Consider the following 22,568-nt stretch of genomic DNA (forward strand, 5'->3'; position numbering starts at 1 on the left):
CCTCCTTATCAGTATTAAACTTCTTCAACTTTAACTAAATGTCTAACTTTGTGAAGCATACCTTGAATTTGAGGTGTTACTTCTTTAACGACTTGAGAATTAGTTTTTTTCAAGCCCAAAGCTTTAACTGTCGCGCGTTGATCTTCAGGACGACCGATTAAGCTTCTTGTTAATGTTACTTTAACTTGTGCCATTTCTTGTCTCCTTATTACGCGTTATAGATTTCTTCAACGGTTTTACCACGAAGTTCAGCAACTTCGCTAGCGCGTTTTAAATCTTTCAAACCTTCGATTGTAGCGCGAACCATATTGTTAGGATTAGAAGATCCCAAAGATTTAGTCAAGATGTTACGAACACCTACTAATTCCAATACGGCACGAACAGGGCCACCAGCAATAACGCCAGTACCTTCAGCAGCTGGTTTCAAAAATACGCGACCTGCGCCGAATACACCTGTTACGCTATGAGGGATTGTACCATTTTTAATTGCTACATTTACAATATTTTTCTTAGCATCATCGATACCTTTGCGGATAGCTTCAGGTACTTCCGCAGCTTTACCTAAGCCAACGCCTACATAACCGTTGCCATCACCAACAACTACAAGAGCGCTAAAGGAAAAACGACGACCGCCTTTAACTACTTTGGCTACGCGGTTGATGAATACTACTCTTTCTTTAAGATCAAGACTGGTGTAGTCAATTCTCGCCATGTCTATAGTTCCTCCTTCTTAGAATTTTAAGCCTGCTTCACGAGCACCTTCTGCAAGGGCTGCAACGCGACCATGGTAAATGTAACCACCACGGTCAAACACTACTGTGTCAATACCTTTAGCGATAGCTTTTTTAGCAACTGCTTCACCAACAGCTTTAGCAGCAGCTACGTTACCACCATAGTTTAAGTTTAAGTCTTTATCTAAAGAGCTTGCAGCTACCAAAGTAGTACCTGCTACGTCATCGATAACTTGAGCATAAATATTGCTTAAGCTACGGTATACGTTCAAACGTGGGCATGTTGCCGTACCAGAAATGTGACGGCGAATACGAAGATGACGTTTTGCTCGAGCGATGTTTCTACTAGATTTACGAGGCAAGATATTCACTCCTTTCATTCATATAGATGATATTACTATTTACCTTTTGCACCAGCTTTACCAGCTTTACGACGAACAATTTCGCCTTCATAGCGGATACCTTTACCTTTGTAAGGCTCTGGTTTTCTCCATTTACGAATATCAGCTGCAACTGCGCCTACAACTTCTTTGTCTGCACCAGAAACAACGATTTTGTTAGGAGCTGGAACATCAATTGTAATACCAGCTGGAGCTTCCATTTCTACGGGATGAGAGAAGCCAAGTGTAAGTGCTAATTTATTGCCTTGTTTAGCCGCTCTGTAACCAACACCGTTGATTTCAAGAGTCTTAGTAAATCCTTCAGATACGCCTGTTACCATATTAGCAACAAGAGCGCGAGTCAAACCGTGAAGGGAACGATGAGCTTTGTCTTCGGAAGGACGAGCTACTGTAATTACATTACCTTCTACAGTTACGATCATATCTGGATGCAAATCACGAGATAATTCGCCTTTAGGACCTTTTACCACCATATGATGGTTATCATATGTAACAGTAACGCCTGCAGGAATCTCGATAGGCATTCTACCGATACGTGACATTATTTCTACCTCCTATTGCTACTATTACCAAACGTATGCGATTACTTCGCCACCAAGACCTTCTTTACGAGCTTGTTTGTCGCTCATAACGCCTTTAGATGTAGAAATAACTGCAATACCCAAACCACCAAGTACACGAGGAAGTTCTTCCTTTTTCGCGTAAACGCGTAAACCAGGTTTGGAAATACGTTTAATTCCTGTAATAACTTTTTCGTTATTGGAACCATATTTCAATGTTACTTTTAAAGTGTTTTCTTCTTTTTCAACGCTCTTTACGAAACCTTCTTGTAAAAGGATTTCAAGAACAGCTGCTTTCATTCTAGATGCAGGAATGTTTACCGTTTCATGAAGTGCAGCATTTGCATTACGGATGCGCGTAAGCATATCCGCGATAGGATCGGTCATTACCATAATCTAAAAACCTCCTCTCGTCTAATATTACCAGCTGGCTTTTTTAACACCAGGAATTTGTCCTTTGTACGCCAATTCACGGAACGCAATACGGCTGATACCGAATTTACGCATATAGCCGTGAGGACGACCAGTTAAGTTGCAACGGTTGTGCAAGCGTGTTGGGGAAGCATTAGCAGGTAATTTGGATAAACCTTCATAATCACCAGCTTCTTTTAACGCTGCGCGTTTAGCTGCATATTTTTCAACGATTTTAGCGCGTTTCTTTTCGCGTTCAATCATAGATTTTTTAGCCATCTATATGTTCCTCCTATTATTTTTCAAAAGGCATACCGAATTGAGTCAACAATTCACGAGCTTCTTCATCTGTTTTAGCGCTTGTTACTACGATAATATCCATACCAGTAACGCGTTCTACCTGATCATATTCGATTTCAGGGAAGATGAGCTGTTCTTTAAGACCCAACGCGTAGTTACCACGGCCATCAAATGCTGTTGCGCTGATACCGCGGAAGTCACGTACACGAGGTAATGCCGCATTGATCAATCTGTCAAGGAATTCATACATGCGTTCGCCGCGAAGAGTAACTTTAGTACCTAAAGCCATGCCTTCACGAACTTTAAAGTTCGCAATAGATTTTTTAGCTTTTGTAATTACAGGTTTTTGACCAGCAATGATAGTCAAGTCATTTACTGCAGATTCCAAAGCCTTTGCATTACCTACTGCATCGCCAACGCCAATGTTAATAACGATCTTTTCAAGTTTAGGGATTTCCATTACATTTTTGTATTGGAATTTTTCTTGTAAACTCTTTTTGATTTCAGAGTTATATTGTTCATGTAAACGAGACATTTATGTAGCTCCTCCTTTCCTGATTAATTAAGTACTGTACCAGATTTAACAGTGGCACGAACGAATTTACCGTCTTTACCTTCTACTTTTTTGATACGAGTAGCTGTTTTTGTTTCTGGATCAACAACCATTACGTTAGAAACGTGAATACCCGCTTCTTTAGTAACGATGCCACCTTGAGGATTAGCTTGAGAAGGTTTTGTATGACGTTTTACGATATTAACGCCTTCTACAAATACGCGTTCTTTTTTAGGCTCAGTAGCAATTACTGTACCTTGCTTACCTTTATCTTTACCGGAGATAACAACAACTGTATCGCCTTTTTTAATTTGTAATTTAGCCATATGCTGCGTTCCTCCTTCTTATAATACTTCTGGAGCTAAAGAAACGATTTTCATGAAATCTTTTTCACGAAGTTCTCTAGCTACAGGTCCGAAGATACGAGTACCACGAGGGGTTTTATCTTCTTTAATAACTACTGCTGCGTTTTCATCGAAACGGATATAGGAACCGTCTTGACGGCGAATACCTTTTTTAGAACGAACAATAACAGCTTTAACTACGTCGCCTTTCTTGACAACGCCACCGGGTGATGCATCTTTTACAGAAGCAACGATTACGTCACCGATATTGCCGAATTTGCGATAAGAACCGCCCATGACTTGGATGCACATAATACGTTTTGCACCAGTGTTGTCGGCAACATTCAAAATTGTTTGTTGCTGGATCATCGTCTATTCCTCCTTACATCACTCTTATTTTTGTCTTTCAAGAATTTCAACAACTCTCCAACATTTATCTTTAGAAAGTGGACGAGTTTCTACAATTTTAACTGTATCGCCAACTTGGCACTCATTATTTTCATCATGAGCTTTGAAGCGTTTATTGCTAACCATTGGCTTATTATATAATGCGTGAGGTACTTTACGTTCTACTGCAACGACAACAGTTTTATCCATTTTGTCGCTAACAACTTTACCTACGCGGACTTTACGTACGTTTCTTTCTTCTGCCACGATTTTAAGCCTCCTTTTCAAACTTTAACAAATCTGTTATTATGCGTTTTCAGATTTAAGTTCAACTTCACGTTGTACAGTTTTAATACGAGCGATTGTCTTCTTAACTTCACGAATGCGCATAGGATTTTCTAATTGACCTGTTGCAAGCTGAAAACGGAGGTTGAATAACTCTTCCTTAAGACCGGAAACTTTTTGTTCCATTTCGGCAGCGCTCATATTGCGAATGTCATTAACCTTCATTTACGTCACCACCCAATTCTTTACCCTTAACAACAAATTTGCATTTGATTGGAAGTTTATGGCTTGCGAGACGCATAGCTTCACGAGCTACATGTTCAGGCACACCGTCCATTTCAAACATTACACGACCTGGTTTAACTACTGCTACCCAGTATTCAGGAGAACCTTTACCGGAACCCATACGAGTACCAGCTGGTTTAGCTGTAATTGGTTTGTCAGGGAAAATCTTAATCCATACTTTACCACCACGTTTGATATAACGAGTCATAGCGATACGGGCAGCTTCGATTTGACGGTTAGTAATCCAAGATGGTTCGCATGCTACCAAGCCGAATTCACCATGGGATACTGTATTACCGCGCATAGCACGACCTTTCATGCGGCCGCGGAATTGTTTACGATGTTTTACGCGCTTTGGAATAAGCATTACTTGCCACCTTCTTCCTTTTTAGCAGGTGCTTGTTTAGCTTCTGGCAAAACTTCACCTTTGTAAATCCATACTTTAATACCGATACAACCGTAAGTTGTATGAGCTTCAGCAGTACCATAATCGATATCTGCACGCAATGTATGCAAAGGAATAGAACCTTCACGGTAAGATTCACTACGAGCAATTTCAGCGCCACCAAGACGACCGCTTACCATGATTTTAATACCTTTAGCACCTAAGCGCATAGTACGACCAACAGCTTGTTTCATTGCACGACGGAAACCGATACGGCGTTCCAATTGGCTTGCAATGTTTTCAGCAACTAAAATTGCATCCATGTCAGCTTGTTTGATTTCTGCAATGTTAACGTCAACTTGTTTATCAGTGAAACGAGTCATTGCTTTTTTGATATCTTCAATACCAGCACCACCACGACCGATAACCATACCTGGTTTTGCAGTGTGGATAGTCAATTTAATACGTTTGTTTGTACGCTCGATTTCAATGCGGGAAATACCAGCAATGAAAAGGGTTTCTTTCAAGAAGTTACGAATTTTTACGTCTTCATGAAGATTCGCAGCGAAGTCTTTATCTGCATACCATTTTGCGTCCCAATCTTTTACGATACCGACACGCAAACCGTGTGGATTAACTTTTTGACCCACTCTATTTCCCTCCTTCTTAAGCTCTTTCTTTAACTACTACTGTTACGTGGCTAGTGCGTTTCAAGATTTTGAAAGCTTGACCACGGGAACGAGGATGAATGCGTTTTAATGTAGGGCCTTGATCAACAAAGATCTCGGATACGTAAAGATTGTCAACATTCATATCAAAATTGTGTTCTGCATTTGCAATTGCGGAACGCATTACTTTTTCAACTACATCAGCGCCAACTTTCGGAGTGAACTTCAAGATGGCAAATGCTTCGCCGATGTTTTTACCGCGCACTAAATCAGCAACGATACGGATTTTACGAGGCGCGATTCGGATATGTCTAGCGATTGCTTTTGCTTCCATTAATTATTCCTCCTATTTTCTGCCTGTAGATTTTTCGTCCTTACCATGACCTTTATAAGTACGTGTAGGAGCGAACTCACCTAATTTATGACCTACCATATCTTCTGTAATAAATACAGGTACATGTTTGCGACCATCATGCACAGCAATTGTGTGGCCTACAAAACTAGGGATAATAGTAGAGGCACGGGACCAGGTTTTTACAACTTTCTTTTCGTTAGTTTCGTTTAAAGCATCAACTTTCTTAAGCAAATGATCTGCTACGAAAGGGCCTTTTTTAATAGATCTGGACACTATTTTATCTCCTTTCCTTTATCCTATTTTGTACGACGTTTAATGATCAAGCTATTAGAAGCTTTTTTCTTGTCGCGAGTTTTAACACCATGTGCTGGTTTGCCCCAAGGTGTAACAGGATGTTTACGACCAACAGGAGATTTACCTTCACCACCACCATGTGGATGGTCACAAGGGTTCATTACAACACCACGGTTGCCTGGACGAACGCCCATCCAACGATGACGACCAGCTTTACCAATTACTAGGTTACTGTGGTCTGCATTACCAACAACACCAACTGTAGCACGGCATTCTTGACGTACGCGGCGCATTTCACCAGAAGGAAGACGAAGGATTGCATAACCAGCATCTTTACCCATTAATTGAGCAGATGTACCAGCGGAACGAACGATTTGACCACCTTTACCGATTTTCAATTCGATATTGTGGATTTGAGTACCATCTGGAATGTTCATCAACGGTAAGCAGTTACCAGGTTTGATATCGGATTCAGGACCGGAGAAAACTACGTCACCAACTTTTAAGCCGTTTGGCGCTAAAATATAACGTTTTTCACCGTCAGCGTAGTTAAGTAAAGCAATTCGAGAAGAACGGTTAGGATCATACTCAATAGTTGCTACTTTAGCTGGAATATTATCTTTAGTACGTTTGAAGTCAATAATACGGTATTGACGTTTATGACCGCCACCTTGGTGACGAACTGTCATTTTACCAGTATTGTTACGACCACCTTTTTGAGAAATTTTAGCGAGCAAAGATTTCTCTGGTTTGCTTGCAGTAATTTCATCGAAGGCGGATACTGTCATAAACCGGCGACCAGCGGAGTACGGTTTAAATGATTTAATTGCCATTAGTGGGCCTCCTTACAACTAGACTCTTAGACACCTTCAAATAATGTAATGGATTCGCCAGCTTTCAAAGTTACAATAGCTTTTTTGTAATCGCTACGTTTACCTTGTGTACGACCCATGCGTTTAGTTTTACCTAACACGCGAATAGTAGCTACTTTTTCTACTTTTACATTGAAGATTTTTTCAACAGCTTGACGGATTTGCACTTTATTTGCAGTTAAAGGCACACGGAAAGTGTATTTGCCTTCTTCCATAAGCTTTGTAGATTTTTCGGTAATAACCGGACGGATTAATACATCATGTAATAACATTATCCGAGCACCTCCTCAATTTTTGCGACAGCACCCTTAGTAATGAAGAGTTTATCGTGATGAAGAAGATCGAAAATGTTCATACCTTCACAAGCCAAAGCTTTAACACCTTGAATATTGCGAGCGGAACGTTCAACATTCACATCACCTTCAGTGATGAACAATACTTTTGCATCACCAACATTGAAGTTATTAAGAATGTTCAATACTTCTTTAGTTTTAGGAGCTGCTAATGTGATTTCTTCCAAAACGTATAATTCGCTATTATTTACCTTATCGCTAAGAGCAGATTTAACTGCTAAACGTCTAGCCTTACGAGGCATTGCTTTGTAATAACTGCGAGGTTGTGGACCAAATGTAGTACCACCGCCGATCCAAATTGGAGAACGGCTAGAACCAGCACGAGCACGACCAGTACCTTTTTGTTTCCAAGGTTTGCGGCCACCGCCACGTACCATACCTCTAGTTTTAGTTGCATGTGTACCGAGACGTTCGTTAGACAATTGACGAACTACGGCTTGATGCATAACGGCTTTGTTTACTTCAACGCCGAATACTGCATCGTTTAACTGTATTTCACCGACTTTAACGCCGGATTGATTATATGTTGCTACTGTAGGCATTACATAATCCTCCTTTCGACAAATGATTATTTAACAGGTTTAACCGTGCTTTGAACTCTAACCAAGCTACCTTTAGCGCCTGGAATACCGCCTTTAACCAATAAAAGGTTACGTTCAGCATCAACTTTCACAACGGATAAGCGTTGTACGGTAACTCTGTAACCACCCATTTGTCCAGGGAGTTTTTTACCTTTGTATACCTTACCACCGCCACCGGAGATCATAGGACCGATGGAACCAGGTTCACGGTGAGATTTGGAACCATGAGTTTCAGGACCACGGGAGAAATTATGGCGTTTAATTGTGCCAGCAAAACCCTTACCTTTACCTGTACCCACTACGTCAACCAATTCACCTTCTGCGAAGATATCAGCTGCCAGAGTTTGGCCTACTGTGTAGTCAGCTGCATTTTCTACGCGAACTTCGCGAAGATATTTAACTGGAGCTACGCCAGCTTTGTCGAACTGACCTTTTACAGGTTTTGTCAAATGTTTTTCTTTAATGGAACCGTAACCAATTTGAATAGCTTCGTAACCATCTGTTTCAACAGTTTTTACGCGAACTACTACGCTTGGGGTAGTTTCCACTACTGTTACAGGAACTAATTGGCCTTCAGCTGTGAAGACTTGTGTCATTCCTAATTTTTTACCCAAAATAGCTTTAGACATTATCGCACCTCCTTATAGTTTTATTTCAATAGATACACCAGCTGGTAAATCTAAACGAGTGATAGCATCTACTGTTTTCGAATTTGGTTCAAGAATATCGATTAAGCGTTTATGTGTACGCATTTCGAATTGTTCACGGGAATCTTTATTTACGTGTACAGAACGAAGAATTGTGAAGATATTCTTTTCTGTTGGCAATGGAATCGGACCAGAAACCATAGCGCCATTTCTTTTTGCTGTGTCTACGATCTTAGCAGCGCTTTGATCGAGAGCTTTGTGGTCGTACGCTTTGAGGCGAATACGAATTTTTTGCTGTTTAGCCATTATTAATAATTCCTCCTGTCGTCCATTTCTCGAATGAACTGCTCCATAGAAATTCTCCTCCGCAGAGGCAACCTTCTACTTCATAGTTTAAAAACACAACACGAGAGCGGCAAAGTGTGCCGCTCTACATGCTGTAATATTGTGCCCAACGCCTCACTGCGATGAGCAGAAAAGGTTAAATTAACCTTCGATTGCAGTAACTACACCAGCGCCTACAGTGTGACCACCTTCGCGGATAGCGAAACGAAGACCTTCTTCGATAGCGATTGGAGTGATCAATTCGATATCCATAGTTACGTTATCGCCAGGCATACACATTTCTACACCTTCAGGAAGGTTTACAACACCAGTTACGTCTGTTGTACGGAAGTAGAATTGTGGACGGTAGTTGGAGAAGAACGGAGTATGACGGCCACCTTCTTCTTTAGTCAATACGTATACTTCAGCTTTGAATTTAGTGTGTGGGTTGATGGAACCTGGTTTAGCCAATACTTGACCACGTTCGATGTCTTTACGGTCTACACCGCGAAGCAATGCACCAACATTGTCACCTGCTACTGCAGAATCCAAAGTTTTGCGGAACATTTCAAGACCAGTTACTACGTAGGAGTCAGCTTTTTCTTTCAAACCTACTACTTCTACAGTATCGCCAACGTTTACTTCACCACGTTCAACACGGCCAGTTGCTACTGTACCACGACCTGTAATTGTGAAAACGTCTTCTACTGGCATCAAGAAAGGTTTGTCAGTATCACGAACTGGAGTTGGGATGTAAGCGTCTACTTGAGCCATCAATTCTTCGATAGCTTTTACGTATTCAGCATCACCTTCCAACGCTTTCAACGCGGAACCAGCGATTACAGGGATGTCATCGCCAGGGAATTCGTAGGAGGAAAGCAATTCGCGAATTTCCATTTCTACTAATTCTAACAATTCTTCGTCGTCAACCATATCTTTTTTGTTCATGAATACAACGATAGCAGGTACACCTACTTGGCGAGCCAACAAGATGTGCTCACGAGTTTGTGGCATAGGGCCATCAGCAGCGGATACTACCAAGATAGCACCGTCCATTTGAGCAGCACCAGTGATCATGTTTTTAACATAGTCAGCATGGCCTGGGCAGTCAACGTGTGCATAGTGACGGCTGTCAGTTTCGTATTCAACGTGTGCAGTGTTGATTGTGATACCGCGTTCACGTTCTTCTGGAGCTTTATCGATCATGCTGTAATCTTGGAAATCAGCTTGACCTTTTTCAGCCAATACTTTTGTGATTGCAGCTGTCAAAGTAGTTTTACCATGGTCAACGTGACCGATTGTACCGATATTAACATGCGGCTTATTACGTTCAAATTTTTCTTTTGCCATTTTAAATTATCCTCCGAGGAAAATATTAAATCTATTAATCTATGAGATTAACCGTTTTTCTTTGCTTGAATTTCTTCAGCGATTTTCTTAGGAACTTCTTCATAATGATCGAATGTCATAGAATAGTTACCGCGACCTTGAGTTTTGGAGCGTAGGTCAGTTGCGTAACCGAACATTTCGCTCAACGGAACGTATGCTTTGATATGTTGACTACCATTACGAGCTTCCATACCATCCATACGACCACGACGGGAGTTCAAGTCACCGATTACGTCGCCCATGTATTCTTCAGGCACGTCTACTTCTACAGACATGTATGGTTCAAGCAATGCAGGATCTGCTTTACGAGCACCTTCTTTAAAGCCCATGGAACCAGCGATTTTGAAGGCCATTTCGTTAGAGTCAACATCATGGTAAGAACCGTCAAATACGATAACTTTGATATCAACCATTGGGTAACCAGCGATAACACCAGATTCCATAGCTTCTTTAACACCAGCCTCAACAGGTCCAATGTATTCACGAGGAATCGCACCACCAACGACTTTATTTTCGAACTCAAAACCAGCACCAGGCTCTTGAGGAATCAATTCCAACCAGCAGTGACCATATTGACCACGACCACCGGATTGACGTACAAATTTACCTTCTGCTTTAATTGCTTTACGGATAGTTTCACGATAAGCAACTTGAGGTTTACCTACATTACATTCCACTTTGAATTCACGGTTCATACGGTCAACGATGATATCCAAGTGAAGTTCGCCCATACCAGAGATAATAGTTTGGCCTGTTTCTTCATCAGTGCGAACTTTGAAAGTAGGATCTTCTTCTGCCAAACGAGCAAGCGCTGTACCCATTTTTTCTTGGTCAGCTTTTGTCTTAGGTTCAACAGCAACAGAGATAACTGGTTCAGGGAATTCCATGGACTCAAGAATTACAGGATTCTTTTCATCACAAAGAGTATCGCCTGTTGTAGTATCTTTCAAACCTACTGCCGCCGCAATGTCACCTGCATAAACACGTTCGATTTCTTTACGGGAGTTAGCATGCATTTGAAGGATACGACCAATACGTTCTTTTTTGCCTTTTGTGGAGTTATACACATAAGAACCGGATTCCAATGTACCGGAGTACACACGGAAGAACGCTAATTTACCAACATAAGGGTCAGCCATGATTTTGAATGCCAATGCAGAGAATGGCTCTTCGTCGGAAGAAGGACGAGTAGTTTCTTCTTCTGTACCAGGAACTACACCTTTAATTGCTGGAATGTCGATTGGAGCTGGCATATAATCGATTACAGCATCCAACAACATTTGTACACCTTTATTTTTATAGGAAGAACCGCAAAGAACTGGGAATAATTGGTTCGCAATAACTGCTTTACGCAATGCTGCTTTCAATTCTTCAACAGAAATTTCTTCGCCTTCCAAATATTTCATCATGATTTCGTCATCAGTTTCTGCAATAGCATCGATCATCATTTCACGACGTTCGTTAGCTACTTCTACATATTCTGCTGGGATATCAGTGATTTCATATTCTTTACCATCATCGGATTTGTAAATTTCCGCTTTCATGGCCATCAAATCAATAATACCTTCGAAAGTATCTTCTTGACCGATTGGCACTTGGATAGCTACAGAGTTAGCACCCAAACGTTCTTTCATCATATCAACTACGTTGAAGAAGTCAGCACCAACAGTATCCATCTTATTTACATAAGCGATACGAGGTACGCCGTAACCAGAAGCCTGACGCCATACGGTTTCAGATTGTGGTTCAACGCCACCTTTAGCACTAAATACAGCAACGGAGCCGTCAAGTACACGTAGAGAACGTTCTACTTCTACAGTAAAGTCAACGTGACCAGGAGTATCAATGATGTTGATGCGATGTTCTTTCCATTGACAAGTTGTTGCAGCGGAAGTGATTGTGATACCACGTTCTTGCTCTTGTTCCATCCAGTCCATCGTAGCAGCACCTTCGTGCACTTCGCCGATCTTATGAACGATACCAGTATAGTAGAGGATACGTTCTGTAGTAGTTGTTTTACCAGCATCGATGTGAGCCATGATACCGATATTACGAGTTTTTGCTAAGGAAAACTCTCTTGCCACAGTTGTCAACTCCTCTTATTACCAACGATAATGTGCAAATGCTTTATTAGCTTCTGCCATTTTATGAGTATCTTCTTTTTTCTTGATTGCAGCGCCTGCATTATTGAAAGCATCCATCAATTCGCCTGCCAAACGTTCTTTCATAGTGCGTTCACCACGAAGACGAGCGTAATTTACTACCCAACGGATACCGAGGGTTTGACGGCGATCAGCACGAACTTCAACTGGCACTTGATAGTTAGCACCACCAATACGGCGAGCACGTACTTCAAGTACAGGCATAACATTTTTCAATGCTTGATCAAAAACTTCCATAGGGTCTTGACCCATTTTGGAACGAATAATTTCAAATGCATCATATACGATAGTTTCAGCAATGCCTTTTTTGCCATCGTACATAACTTTGTTAATGAAACGTGTTACTAATTTGCTATTGTACACCGGATCTGGAAGTACATCACGTTTCGGAACAGGGCCTTTTCTTGGCATGTTCAATTCCTCCTTTATAAGATGTGTGTTAATTTCGTTTAATAGCTAAAATTATTTTTTAGCTTTTTTAGCGCCGTATTTGGAACGACTTTGCATACGGTTTTGTACGCCAGCTGTATCCAATGCACCACGAACGATGTGATAACGCACACCTGGAAGGTCTTTAACACGACCGCCTCTGATAAGTACAACACTGTGTTCTTGTAAATTGTGACCAATGCCTGGAATGTAAGCAGTTACTTCAATACCGTTAGTCAAACGTACACGGGCAACTTTACGAAGCGCGGAGTTTGGTTTTTTTGGAGTAGCTGTGTACACACGAGTACATACACCACGTTTTTGTGGGCTTTCTTGAAGTGCTGGAGCAGTAGACTTTTTAGTCATGCTTTCGCGACCTTTGCGTACTAGCTGATTAATTGTTGGCATTTGGGCACCTCCTTTCCAAATTTGAGATTTATAATTGATCCACCAAAGCAAAAGACTTTGTTGGATATTACCGAGTTAACGAAGAACGCCTACTGCTGTAGCACGTACCTTTATGTGACACGCACGACCGAGTTCGTCCATCGTATGCTTATCGTCGAACGGTATATCATGTTCCATACAAGCAATCCGTACAGGCTCTACTATATAGTTATCACTATCATAGCTGAGAAACACAAACTTAACAGAGCCCTTAGCAATAGCCTTAATGGTTTGCTTAGCACCTATTGTTTTGTTCGCCGATGCCAAATGGCCTATGTCCATAGTCACATCTTCTCCTTACGAAATTATGCTTTCGAGACACACCTCTTCTCTGAGCACTATGTAAGTATACCAATTACCAAACCGCATGTCAAACTTTTTGAACGTATAAAGTAGCATTACTACGGCATTTTATATGCACACTCATCCGTGTGTTTCATTTTATATCATCCCGTGAATATTTTTCGATATTTTATACAATTCCAAGATTTTAAATGAGTTTTTATTCATTTTATGCATTTCTATTTCAGAAACAGCATTTCATGCATGCAAAATCAATATACAAAACAAAAGAGATATATCATTTTGGTATACTACCAAAATGATATATCTCTAATTTTATTTACTACCTTTAAGTGACATTGTTTAAAATACTTAAATCAAAATCACTAAACACGACAACTCAAACTAAAGAGATACCGCATGAGTCAATAAACAATTAGTCTTCTACTAATACTTCTTCTGTAATATCGATAATTTCAGGCGGCCGTTTTACCACTTCGATTTTACGGTAACGGCTCATGCCTGTGCCAGCAGGAATCAACTTGCCGATAATAACATTTTCTTTAAGACCCAATAATGGATCAATTTTGCCTTTAATAGCAGCATCAGTAAGAACACGTGTAGTTTCTTGGAATGATGCAGCAGACAAGAAGGAGTCTGTCGCCAAGGCAGCTTTAGTAATACCCAACAATGTACGTTTACCTGTAGCTGTTTCTTTGCCATTTAAAGTGAGACGACGGTTTTCTTCATCAAAGGTATTGATGTCGATCATATCGCCAGGAAGCATATCTGCATCGCCAGCTGTTTCAATTTTTACTTTATGAAGCATTTGACGAACGATAACTTCGATATGTTTATCATTAATTTCTACACCTTGAGATTTGTATACTTTTTGTACTTCGTATACCAAATAACGTTGTGTAGCTTGTGTACCCATGACACGCATGATGTCATGAGGATTAATGGAACCTTCTGTTAAACGAGCACCCAAGGATACTACATCACCATCTTTAACAATGATACGAGAGCCATAAGGGATTAAGTAATCAAGCTCAACACCATCTTCGCCAGTGATAAAGATTGTATTGGTACCTTTTTTACCTTCATTAGGTACGACGCGTACCATACCTTCATTTTCCGCAATAATGGCATTACGTTTTGGTTTGCGAGCTTCGAACAATTCTTCGACACGTGGCAAACCTTGAGTAATATCGTCACCAGCGACACCGCCTGTATGGAATGTACGCATCGTCAACTGGGTCCCCGGTTCACCGATGGATTGAGCAGCAATAATACCAACTGCTTCACCAACTTGAACTTGGTTGCCAGTGCCGAGGTCGCGACCATAACATTTACGGCATACGCCATAAGGGCTACGGCAAGTCAATACAGAACGGATTTTAACGAGGTCATAATGTTTAACGACTTCATCAGCCAAATCTTCTGTGATTTCACCATTCAATGGAACGATGACTTCACCAGTTTCTTTATTGATTAATTCTTCTGCAGCAATACGGCCTACAATACGATCTTTCAATGGTTCGATAACGCCAGTTCCTTCAACGATAGCCTCAACTTCGATACCATTGATTTCGTTATTGCGAACTTGTACTTCTTTAACATCACTATTAAGGATAGCTTCGATACCTTCTTCTGTAAGGCGTGTATCAGCAGGGAAAATTTCAATTCCATGGCTATCTACAATAGCATGTACAGTATCTTTGTTCAACATATTTTGAACCATTGTTTCTTTTAATGTTGCACGGATACTATCATCGCTTTCACCAAGAAGAATCTTTTGAACCAAATTAGTATGGTTAATATCACTATCTGAACCTAAGTGTACACCGCGCAATGCGATAGATGTTACACCTGCATCAGCGATATCAGCCAAGGATTGTTCGTCCAAAATCGTTTCCGCAGGCACAGCAAGTTCGCCAGTTTCAGCATTCACAACATCTTTATCAAGAACACGTCCCAATAATTTGTCTTTCAACATTTCAAGAGCTTGCCGTGGAGATGTAGCTAGACGGGCACGCTCACGAACTAAGTCGATACCCACCACATCACAATCATCCTCACGAACGATAACATCTTGAGATACGTCAACGAGACGACGAGTCAAATAACCAGAGTCAGCTGTACGAAGTGCAGTATCAGCCAAGCCTTTACGCGCACCATGAGAAGACGTAAAGTAATCCAATACAGTCAAACCTTCTTTAAAGTTTGCTTTAATTGGTAAGTCGATGATACGACCAGATGGATCCGCCATCAAACCACGCATACCAGCCAACTGACGAATTTGTTGTTTATTACCGCGGGCACCAGAGATAGCCATCATATATACAGGGTTAAAGCCGTCTTTGTCACGCGCCATATTATCCATCATAGCATCAGTAACATCTTCTGTTGCTTGAGTCCATAATTGAATTGTCTTACGGTAACGTTCTTCTTCTGTAATTAAACCACGACGATATAAACGAGATACTTTTTCTACTTCTTGTTCTGCTGTATCAAGTAATTCAAATTTAACTTCTGGCACTTTAATATCTGCAATTGCTACAGTCATACCTGCACGACGAGCAAAGGAATAACCAAGTGATTTAATGCGGTCCAACAGTTCTGCAGTTTTTTCATTGCCAAACAATTGGAAACATTGATCCACAAGTTTACCAACAGTTTTCTTATCCATGACTTTACCCAAGGTATAAGATCCATCTTTTTGTTGCTCATATTGCCATAATTCAGGATACAAAGCATTGTTAAAAATCAAACGTCCTGCAGTAGTTTCCACGCGACCATACCCAGGCATACGAATATAAAGTACGTCTTGAAGTCCAATAATTTGAGCTTCATAAGCGAGCATCACTTCGTCGTAAGTGGCAAATACTTTTGCTTTTTCTTTAGTATCTTGGCGTACTACAGTGAGATAGTACGTACCAAGAATCATATCTTGAGATGGAACAGCAACTGGCTTACCATCTTTTGTAGACAAAATATTATGGCTAGAAAGCATCAACGTACGAGCTTCTGCTTGTGCTTCTACAGACAATGGTAAGTGACATGCCATTTGGTCACCATCAAAGTCGGCGTTAAAAGCTGTACATACGAGTGGATGCAATTTAATAGCGCGGCCTTCCCAAAGAATTGGTTCGAACGCTTGAATGCCCAGTCTATGTAATGTAGGGGCACGGTTCAAGAGAACTGGATGTTCTTTAATTACTTCTTCTAAAGATTCCCATACGCCAGGACCAATACGTTCTACTTGACGTTTAGCAGCTTTGATATTAGAAGCTTGACCACGTTCTACTAAACGTTTCATAACAAATGGTTTAAACAACTCCAAAGCCATTTCCTTTGGCAAACCACATTGATGCATTTTTAGCTCTGGTCCTACTACGATAACGGAACGGCCTGAGTAGTCAACACGTTTACCCAAAAGGTTTTGACGGAAACGCCCTTGTTTACCTTTAAGCATATCGGATAAAGATTTTAATGGACGATTACCAGGACCTGTTACAGGACGACCACGACGACCATTATCAATCAATGCATCAACCGCTTCTTGTAACATACGTTTTTCATTACGTACAATAATATCTGGAGCGCCTAAATCTAGCAAACGTTTTAAACGATTGTTACGATTGATAACGCGACGATATAAATCGTTAAGGTCAGATGTAGCAAAACGGCCACCATCTAACTGAACCATTGGGCGCAATTCAGGAGGAATAACAGGAACAATATCCATAATCATCCATTCTGGGCGATTGCCAGATTGACGGAATGCTTCTACAACTTCTAAACGGCGAACGGCACGAATTTTACGTTGACCGCTAGCGGAGTTTAACTCTTCGCGTAATTCAGCATTTAATTGTTCTAAATCAAGTTCAGCTAACAACGCTTTAACTGCTTCCGCACCCATATCGATACATACAAATACAACTTCTTCAGAAGCGCCTAATTCGTAACGTTCTTCGCGAGTTAATTCTTCATACTCTTTATCCGCTTCAGGGATAGTTGCATCATCGCGAAGAGCAGCATTATAGCGCTCTTTACGTTGTGCTTCACGAACAATTGACAAACGTTCATTACGTTGTGCTACTGTTTCAATAACGACAGATTTACCACCAATAGTATATCCTTCTTCGTTAAATTGTGCTTCATATTCGCGGTATTCTTGCTCTGATAACAATTGACGTTTTGCCAATGGGCTTCCTGCAGGATCTACAACGATATAAGAAGCAAAGTATAATACGCGTTCCAAGGAACGTGGAGATACGTCAAGTATGAGCCCCATACGAGATGGGATACCTTTAAAGTACCAAATATGAGATACAGGTGTAGCCAATTCAATATGCCCCATACGCTCACGGCGTACTTTTGCACGAGTTACTTCAACACCACATTTATCGCAGACTACGCCTTTATGACGAATACGTTTATATTTACCACAGTGACATTCCCAATCTTTTGTTGGTCCAAAAATGCGTTCGCAAAATAGGCCATCACGCTCTGGCTTTAACGTACGGTAGTTAATTGTTTCTGGTTTTTTGACTTCTCCATAAGACCATTCTAAGATCTGTTTAGGAGAGGCTAAACCGATTCGCATGGAATCAAATTCATTTACGTCTAGCACTACTATCGCTCCCTTCCTTATGATAAGTGTCAGTCTTCATCTTCAGTGGAATCATCCATAGGGAATGCTAATTCACTAAGAATATCATCTTCACCGCCATTATTAACAGCCTCTTCTTCCACTTCTAATACTGTTACATCTGATGTTTCAACAGCAGAACCATCCATTACATCTTCAATACCAGTTTCTACTACTTCATCTTCGTCATCAAGTTCTTTCATTACTACTTCTTCTTGATCTTCGTTCAAGATTTTTACGTCAAGACCGATACTTTGAAGTTCTTTGAGCAATACTTTAAAGGACTCAGGTACACCTGGTTCAGGAATATTTTCACCTTTAACGATTTTTTCGTAAGCTTTTACACGACCTACAACATCATCAGATTTTACAGTTAACAACTCTTGAAGCGTATACGCTGCGCCATAAGCTTCGAGAGCCCACACTTCCATTTCCCCGAAACGTTGACCACCAAATTGAGCTTTACCACCTAATGGTTGTTGTGTAACAAGGGAGTACGGACCTGTAGAACGAGCATGAATTTTATCATCAACCAAGTGATGAAGTTTCAACATGTATACATAACCAACTGTAACTCTGTTATCCATTGGTTCACCAGTACGACCATCGTACAATACAGTTTTACCATCATCACTGCGTCCAGCAATTTCTAAAGTTTCGAAAACATCTTTTTCATGGGCACCATCAAATACAGGTGTAGCAATATGAATACCCGCTACATCTGGTTTTGGCATGCCATATGCATCATAATCGTAACCTAAACCTTCCAATTCATGTCTAATTTCGATGCGTTTTGCACGAGCAGATTCGATGTGATTAATAGTGGATTTAACTTTATTGATAGCTTCTAATTCTTCAACTAAAGCAGACTCCATTACAGGAGCTTCTTCCTCAGTGCCGAAGTATTCCATATGAAGCTCGTTATATTTAGATTCTAACGCTTTAAGTTCATTATAACGTTCTTCACCACCAAGAGCAGCTAATTTCTTTTGTGCAGCTTCCTCTACATGTTCGAGGATTTGAGATTTCAAATCGATAATTTTTTCATCAATATCGAAGTGCGCAGTAGTCACATCTTCTGCTGCTTTAGCTTCTAATGCTTGTATTTCTGCGTATAAGTCGCGAATAACATCAATTTCTTCCCAATAAGATGCATCAGTTCGAGCTTCTTTCAATACATTTTGGATATGAAGGTCAGTAGCTTTGATTTTCATACCTAAACCTTGAACAGCCCAACCCAAGTGAGTTTCCAACACCTGACCGATATTCATACGAGAAGGTACGCCCAATGGGTTCAATACAATTTGAACTGGTGTGCCATCTGGAAGGAAAGGCATGTCTTCTTTTCTCATAACGCGAGAAACGACACCTTTGTTACCGTGACGGCCGGCCATTTTATCGCCTTCGTGAATTTTACGTTTTTGCGCAATATATACACGTACAAGTTTATTAACACCTGGTGCTAATTCATCACCATTTTCACGAGTGAAGACTTTTACGTCTACGACTTTACCAGATTCACCATGAGGTACGCGCAAAGAAGTATCCCGAACTTCACGTTCTTTATCGCCAAAGATAGCGCGCAATAAGCGTTCTTCTGGTGTCAATTCAGTTTCACCTTTTGGTGTTGCTTTACCAACCAAGATATCACCAGGATGTACTTCTGCACCGATGCAGATAATACCTTCTTCATCAAGGTTTTTAAGCATATCATCGCCCGTATTAGGCAATTCACGAGTAATTTCTTCGGCACCTAATTTAGTGTCACGAGCATCACATTCATATTCTTCAATATGAATAGAAGTATAAATATCTTCTTTGCAAAGCTCTTCGCTAAGCAAGATAGCATCCTCGTAGTTATAACCTTCCCAAGGCATAAACGCAACTAGAACGTTATAACCAAGAGCCAATTCACCGCCATCAGTAGCAGGCCCATCAGCCAATACTTGACCTTTTACAACATGATCACCACGGTTAACGATTGGTTTTTGGTTGAAACATGTAGATTGGTTAGAACGTAAGAATTTATTTAATCGATATGTATCAACTCGACCATCGCTATCGCGAAGAATGTGGATTTCATTACCCCAACAACGAACAACCTTACCTGCTTCACGTGCTAATACGCAAACGCCAGAGTCAGTAGCCGCTGTATATTCCATACCTGTACCAACTAATGGAGCCTGAGCACGCAATAACGGTACTGCCTGACGTTGCATGTTCGCACCCATAAGTGCACGGTTCGCATCGTCATTTTCAAGGAATGGAATCATGGCTGTACCAATGGATACAACTTCTTTTGGACTAACGTCCATGTAGTCAACTTTATCAGGTGCTACTTCTAATACATCATGTCCACGGCGACATGCAACATGGTCGTTAGCGAAATAACCTTCTGCATCAAGTGGAGAGTTCGCTTGGGCAATCGTCATGCCTTCTTCTTCATCAGCAGTCATATATACTACAGAATCACTAACGCGAACTTTGATAACTTTGTCTGCATCTGCGCCTTCACCATAAATTTTTTCAACTTTACGGTATGGAGCCTCGATAAAACCAAATTCATTAACCTTTGCATAGTTAGACAAGGAGTTAATCAAACCAATGTTAGGGCCTTCTGGTGTTTCTATAGGACACATACGGCCATAATGAGAATGATGCACGTCACGAACTTCGAAGCCAGCGCGTTCACGAGATAAACCACCTGGGCCCAATGCGGAAAGACGACGTTTATGAGTCAATTCTGCTAATGGGTTAGTTTGGTCCATGAACTGGGACAACTGAGATGAACCAAAGAATTCTTTAATAGCCGCTACGACTGGACGAATATTGATTAATGCTTGTGGAGTAATAGATTCAATTTCTTGAATCGTCATACGTTCACGCACAACCCGTTCCATACGTGTTAAACCAATACGGAATTGATTTTGCAACAATTCACCTACACAGCGAAGACGGCGATTTCCCAAATGGTCGATATCGTCAGTATGACCGATACCATCCATCAAGTTTAACAAGTAAGAAATATTCGCAATCATATCTTCTCTTGTTACCGTACGATGATCAAACTCTAAATTGCAATTGTTACAGATAACTTTTGCTTCGATACCATCAGTAGTAGTCACGAAAAATTCTGCAAAACCTTCGCCATCAAATACATGGCTGCTCGCAACGATATCGAGCTGTTCCTCTCCGACTTGTACGCCTGCATCGAGAATTACTTCACCAGTTTCAGTATCTACGATTGGTTGTGCCAATGTTTGACCCAGCATCCGTTGACGCCAGCCTAATTTTTTATTTAATTTATAACGACCTACGCGCGCTAAATCATAACGACGAGCATCAAAGAATAAATTATCAAATAGATTGCGAGCAGATTCCACAGTAGGTGGTTCACCTGGACGTAATTTTTTGTAGATTTCTACCAAAGCTTCATCAGCAGATTGAGTAGTATCTTTTTCTAATGTGCGAACGATACGTTCATCATAAACTGGCAAACCATCTTCATCAACTTGCCCACTCCAGAACAAATCGAGAATACTTTCATTTGTATCCCAACCCAAAGCACGAACAAGCACAGTAGCTGGTAATTTACGATTTCGATCAATACGAACAGCAACGACTTCACTGGCATCAGTTTCAAGTTCAATCCACGCACCACGATTAGGAATAACAGTAGATTCATATAAACGATTACCCATGGTATCAATTTCTTTACCATAGTACACGCCAGGAGAACGTACCAATTGGGATACGATAACACGTTCTGCACCATTGATGATGAAAGTACCAGTATCCGTCATCAACGGGAAATCACCCATAAATACTTCTTGTTCTTTAATATCCATATTTTCAGGATCATTATTAACAAGACGTACATTTACACGAAGCGGTGCTGCATAGGTCGCATCGCGATTTTTACACTCATTAATATCATACTTAGGCTCACCTAAGCTAAAACCTTCAAAAGAAAGTGCTAAATTACCTGAATTGTCTTTAATAGGAGAAATATCGTTGAAAATATTTTGTAAACCACTCTCCAAGAACCACTCATACGACTTGCGTTGAATGTCCAACAAATGCGGCATTTTAATGACTTCGTTAATTTTTGCATAGGTGTAACGAGTCCGTTTGCCTACTTGTTCAGGTCTGAACATATTTGCTTGCCCTCCTTCAAATACACGGTCTACCATATTCTATAACGGCATAGAAAAGACATCTTACAGGTCTCAGTTTTCCTGCTCCGATAACGTCAAATAAGCAAGGCCTTTTATCATTTTAAAATAACCTTGCTTTCCATTATCCAAGCACAACCTTGGAAGAAAAACCTTACTACTATTTAAGTTATAGCTTCTACATGGAAAAGTAGAAAATGCTACTTTTGCAATTTATAATTATATCACCACAAAAAAGAGCTGTCAACAAAACTATTGACAGCTCTTTTGAAAACTTCATTGACCATAAAA

General features: G+C 40.6%; 27 protein-coding genes. All 27 read right to left on the reverse strand.

Annotated features, from left to right (window positions below; all coding sequences use genetic code 11):
* Positions 1–14: 14 nt before the first annotated feature.
* Positions 15–194, reverse strand: a complete 180-nt coding sequence (gene rpmD / locus EO120_RS03845; protein ID WP_005377126.1) for a 50S ribosomal protein L30 — start codon at positions 192–194, stop codon at positions 15–17.
* Between the two features lie 14 nt (positions 195–208).
* Entirely contained in the window at positions 209–712 is a 504-nt protein-coding gene (gene rpsE, locus EO120_RS03850) for a 30S ribosomal protein S5 (protein ID WP_004695136.1), read from the reverse strand.
* 18 nt (positions 713–730) lie between these two features.
* Positions 731–1,102, reverse strand: a complete 372-nt coding sequence (rplR, locus tag EO120_RS03855; protein ID WP_462702317.1) for a 50S ribosomal protein L18 — start codon at positions 1,100–1,102, stop codon at positions 731–733.
* Positions 1,103–1,128: 26 nt separating this feature from the next.
* Entirely contained in the window at positions 1,129–1,674 is a 546-nt protein-coding gene (rplF, locus tag EO120_RS03860; RefSeq protein ID WP_127134184.1) for a 50S ribosomal protein L6, read from the reverse strand.
* Positions 1,675–1,698: 24 nt separating this feature from the next.
* Positions 1,699–2,085, reverse strand: a complete 387-nt coding sequence (rpsH, locus tag EO120_RS03865) for a 30S ribosomal protein S8 (RefSeq protein ID WP_127134185.1) — start codon at positions 2,083–2,085, stop codon at positions 1,699–1,701.
* A 27-nt stretch (positions 2,086–2,112) separates the two neighbouring features.
* Positions 2,113–2,382 (reverse strand): 30S ribosomal protein S14, encoded by a 270-nt coding sequence (gene rpsN / locus EO120_RS03870; protein WP_127134186.1) that lies wholly within the window; start codon positions 2,380–2,382, stop codon positions 2,113–2,115.
* A gap of 16 nt (positions 2,383–2,398) precedes the next feature.
* Complete coding sequence (rplE, locus tag EO120_RS03875) at positions 2,399–2,938, reverse strand: 50S ribosomal protein L5 (protein ID WP_127134187.1); 540 nt, start codon at positions 2,936–2,938, stop codon at positions 2,399–2,401.
* A 23-nt stretch (positions 2,939–2,961) separates the two neighbouring features.
* Positions 2,962–3,282 (reverse strand): 50S ribosomal protein L24, encoded by a 321-nt coding sequence (gene rplX / locus EO120_RS03880; protein ID WP_127134188.1) that lies wholly within the window; start codon positions 3,280–3,282, stop codon positions 2,962–2,964.
* Positions 3,283–3,300: 18 nt separating this feature from the next.
* Complete coding sequence (gene rplN / locus EO120_RS03885) at positions 3,301–3,669, reverse strand: 50S ribosomal protein L14 (RefSeq protein ID WP_005376994.1); 369 nt, start codon at positions 3,667–3,669, stop codon at positions 3,301–3,303.
* Between the two features lie 24 nt (positions 3,670–3,693).
* Positions 3,694–3,954 carry a 30S ribosomal protein S17 gene (gene rpsQ / locus EO120_RS03890; protein WP_127134189.1) on the reverse strand — a complete coding sequence of 87 codons (261 nt, stop codon included), beginning with the start codon at positions 3,952–3,954 and terminating at the stop codon, positions 3,694–3,696.
* A gap of 39 nt (positions 3,955–3,993) precedes the next feature.
* Entirely contained in the window at positions 3,994–4,197 is a 204-nt protein-coding gene (gene rpmC / locus EO120_RS03895; RefSeq protein WP_004695115.1) for a 50S ribosomal protein L29, read from the reverse strand.
* Entirely contained in the window at positions 4,187–4,624 is a 438-nt protein-coding gene (gene rplP / locus EO120_RS03900; RefSeq protein WP_127134190.1) for a 50S ribosomal protein L16, read from the reverse strand. The genes rpmC and rplP overlap by 11 nt, the downstream gene beginning before the upstream one ends.
* Positions 4,624–5,292 (reverse strand): 30S ribosomal protein S3, encoded by a 669-nt coding sequence (gene rpsC, locus EO120_RS03905; protein ID WP_127134191.1) that lies wholly within the window; start codon positions 5,290–5,292, stop codon positions 4,624–4,626. Before rpsC ends, rplP begins: the two co-directional genes overlap by 1 nt.
* Before the next feature lie 16 nt (positions 5,293–5,308).
* Positions 5,309–5,644, reverse strand: coding sequence for a 50S ribosomal protein L22 (gene rplV / locus EO120_RS03910; protein WP_004695112.1), 336 nt, complete (start codon positions 5,642–5,644; stop codon positions 5,309–5,311).
* A 12-nt stretch (positions 5,645–5,656) separates the two neighbouring features.
* Positions 5,657–5,938, reverse strand: a complete 282-nt coding sequence (gene rpsS / locus EO120_RS03915) for a 30S ribosomal protein S19 (RefSeq protein WP_105092676.1) — start codon at positions 5,936–5,938, stop codon at positions 5,657–5,659.
* A 23-nt stretch (positions 5,939–5,961) separates the two neighbouring features.
* The gene (gene rplB, locus EO120_RS03920) at positions 5,962–6,792 is read right to left on the reverse strand and encodes a 50S ribosomal protein L2 (protein WP_127134192.1); all 831 of its coding nucleotides are present in this window, start codon (positions 6,790–6,792) and stop codon (positions 5,962–5,964) included.
* Positions 6,793–6,818: 26 nt separating this feature from the next.
* Positions 6,819–7,103, reverse strand: a complete 285-nt coding sequence (rplW, locus tag EO120_RS03925) for a 50S ribosomal protein L23 (RefSeq protein ID WP_127134193.1) — start codon at positions 7,101–7,103, stop codon at positions 6,819–6,821.
* Positions 7,103–7,726 carry a 50S ribosomal protein L4 gene (rplD, locus tag EO120_RS03930; protein WP_127134194.1) on the reverse strand — a complete coding sequence of 208 codons (624 nt, stop codon included), beginning with the start codon at positions 7,724–7,726 and terminating at the stop codon, positions 7,103–7,105. Before rplD ends, rplW begins: the two co-directional genes overlap by 1 nt.
* Positions 7,727–7,752: 26 nt before the next feature.
* Positions 7,753–8,394, reverse strand: coding sequence for a 50S ribosomal protein L3 (gene rplC, locus EO120_RS03935; protein ID WP_127134195.1), 642 nt, complete (start codon positions 8,392–8,394; stop codon positions 7,753–7,755).
* Positions 8,395–8,406: 12 nt separating this feature from the next.
* Positions 8,407–8,718 (reverse strand): 30S ribosomal protein S10, encoded by a 312-nt coding sequence (gene rpsJ, locus EO120_RS03940; RefSeq protein WP_004695100.1) that lies wholly within the window; start codon positions 8,716–8,718, stop codon positions 8,407–8,409.
* A gap of 180 nt (positions 8,719–8,898) precedes the next feature.
* Complete coding sequence (gene tuf, locus EO120_RS03945) at positions 8,899–10,086, reverse strand: elongation factor Tu (RefSeq protein ID WP_127134196.1); 1,188 nt, start codon at positions 10,084–10,086, stop codon at positions 8,899–8,901.
* A gap of 47 nt (positions 10,087–10,133) precedes the next feature.
* Positions 10,134–12,209 (reverse strand): elongation factor G, encoded by a 2,076-nt coding sequence (fusA, locus tag EO120_RS03950; protein WP_127134197.1) that lies wholly within the window; start codon positions 12,207–12,209, stop codon positions 10,134–10,136.
* An 18-nt stretch (positions 12,210–12,227) separates the two neighbouring features.
* A complete protein-coding gene (gene rpsG / locus EO120_RS03955) occupies positions 12,228–12,698 on the reverse strand; it encodes a 30S ribosomal protein S7 (RefSeq protein WP_004693556.1) in 471 nt (156 codons plus the stop codon).
* 51 nt (positions 12,699–12,749) lie between these two features.
* The gene (gene rpsL, locus EO120_RS03960; RefSeq protein WP_127134198.1) at positions 12,750–13,124 is read right to left on the reverse strand and encodes a 30S ribosomal protein S12; all 375 of its coding nucleotides are present in this window, start codon (positions 13,122–13,124) and stop codon (positions 12,750–12,752) included.
* Between the two features lie 75 nt (positions 13,125–13,199).
* On the reverse strand, positions 13,200–13,445 hold the full coding sequence (locus EO120_RS03965; RefSeq protein ID WP_127134199.1) for a ribosomal L7Ae/L30e/S12e/Gadd45 family protein: 246 nt from the start codon (positions 13,443–13,445) through the stop codon (positions 13,200–13,202).
* 436 nt (positions 13,446–13,881) lie between these two features.
* Positions 13,882–18,084, reverse strand: a complete 4,203-nt coding sequence (gene rpoC / locus EO120_RS03970) for a DNA-directed RNA polymerase subunit beta' (protein ID WP_127134200.1) — start codon at positions 18,082–18,084, stop codon at positions 13,882–13,884.
* 29 nt (positions 18,085–18,113) lie between these two features.
* On the reverse strand, positions 18,114–22,259 hold the full coding sequence (gene rpoB, locus EO120_RS03975) for a DNA-directed RNA polymerase subunit beta (RefSeq protein WP_127134201.1): 4,146 nt from the start codon (positions 22,257–22,259) through the stop codon (positions 18,114–18,116).
* Between the last annotated feature and the right edge of the window lie 309 nt (positions 22,260–22,568).

The sequence above is a fragment of the Veillonella caviae genome, from assembly GCF_003992125.1.
Lineage (GTDB): Bacteria > Bacillota > Negativicutes > Veillonellales > Veillonellaceae > Veillonella > Veillonella caviae.

Bases quoted from the DNA above. Each gene is read 5' to 3' on its own strand.
- rplB (WP_127134192.1), bottom strand. From the start codon at position 6,792: ATGGCAATTAAATCATTTAAACCGTACTCCGCTGGTCGCCGGTTTATG.
- rpmD (WP_005377126.1), bottom strand. From the start codon at position 194: ATGGCACAAGTTAAAGTAACATTAACAAGAAGCTTAATCGGTCGTCCT.
- EO120_RS03965 (WP_127134199.1), bottom strand. From the start codon at position 13,445: ATGGACATAGGCCATTTGGCATCGGCGAACAAAACAATAGGTGCTAAG.
- tuf (WP_127134196.1), bottom strand. From the start codon at position 10,086: ATGGCAAAAGAAAAATTTGAACGTAATAAGCCGCATGTTAATATCGGT.
- rpsJ (WP_004695100.1), bottom strand. From the start codon at position 8,718: ATGGCTAAACAGCAAAAAATTCGTATTCGCCTCAAAGCGTACGACCAC.
- rplF (WP_127134184.1), bottom strand. From the start codon at position 1,674: ATGTCACGTATCGGTAGAATGCCTATCGAGATTCCTGCAGGCGTTACT.
- rpoB (WP_127134201.1), bottom strand. From the start codon at position 22,259: ATGTTCAGACCTGAACAAGTAGGCAAACGGACTCGTTACACCTATGCA.
- rpmC (WP_004695115.1), bottom strand. From the start codon at position 4,197: ATGAAGGTTAATGACATTCGCAATATGAGCGCTGCCGAAATGGAACAA.
- rplX (WP_127134188.1), bottom strand. From the start codon at position 3,282: ATGGCTAAATTACAAATTAAAAAAGGCGATACAGTTGTTGTTATCTCC.
- rplC (WP_127134195.1), bottom strand. From the start codon at position 8,394: ATGTCTAAAGCTATTTTGGGTAAAAAATTAGGAATGACACAAGTCTTC.
- rplV (WP_004695112.1), bottom strand. From the start codon at position 5,644: ATGGAAGCAAAAGCAATCGCTAGACATATCCGAATCGCGCCTCGTAAA.
- rplD (WP_127134194.1), bottom strand. From the start codon at position 7,726: ATGCCTACAGTAGCAACATATAATCAATCCGGCGTTAAAGTCGGTGAA.
- rpsL (WP_127134198.1), bottom strand. From the start codon at position 13,124: ATGCCAACAATTAATCAGCTAGTACGCAAAGGTCGCGAAAGCATGACT.
- rpsH (WP_127134185.1), bottom strand. From the start codon at position 2,085: ATGGTAATGACCGATCCTATCGCGGATATGCTTACGCGCATCCGTAAT.
- rplW (WP_127134193.1), bottom strand. From the start codon at position 7,103: ATGTTATTACATGATGTATTAATCCGTCCGGTTATTACCGAAAAATCT.
- rpsN (WP_127134186.1), bottom strand. From the start codon at position 2,382: ATGGCTAAAAAATCTATGATTGAACGCGAAAAGAAACGCGCTAAAATC.
- rplP (WP_127134190.1), bottom strand. From the start codon at position 4,624: ATGCTTATTCCAAAGCGCGTAAAACATCGTAAACAATTCCGCGGCCGC.
- rpsE (WP_004695136.1), bottom strand. From the start codon at position 712: ATGGCGAGAATTGACTACACCAGTCTTGATCTTAAAGAAAGAGTAGTA.
- rpsG (WP_004693556.1), bottom strand. From the start codon at position 12,698: ATGCCAAGAAAAGGCCCTGTTCCGAAACGTGATGTACTTCCAGATCCG.
- rplN (WP_005376994.1), bottom strand. From the start codon at position 3,669: ATGATCCAGCAACAAACAATTTTGAATGTTGCCGACAACACTGGTGCA.
- rplE (WP_127134187.1), bottom strand. From the start codon at position 2,938: ATGTCTCGTTTACATGAACAATATAACTCTGAAATCAAAAAGAGTTTA.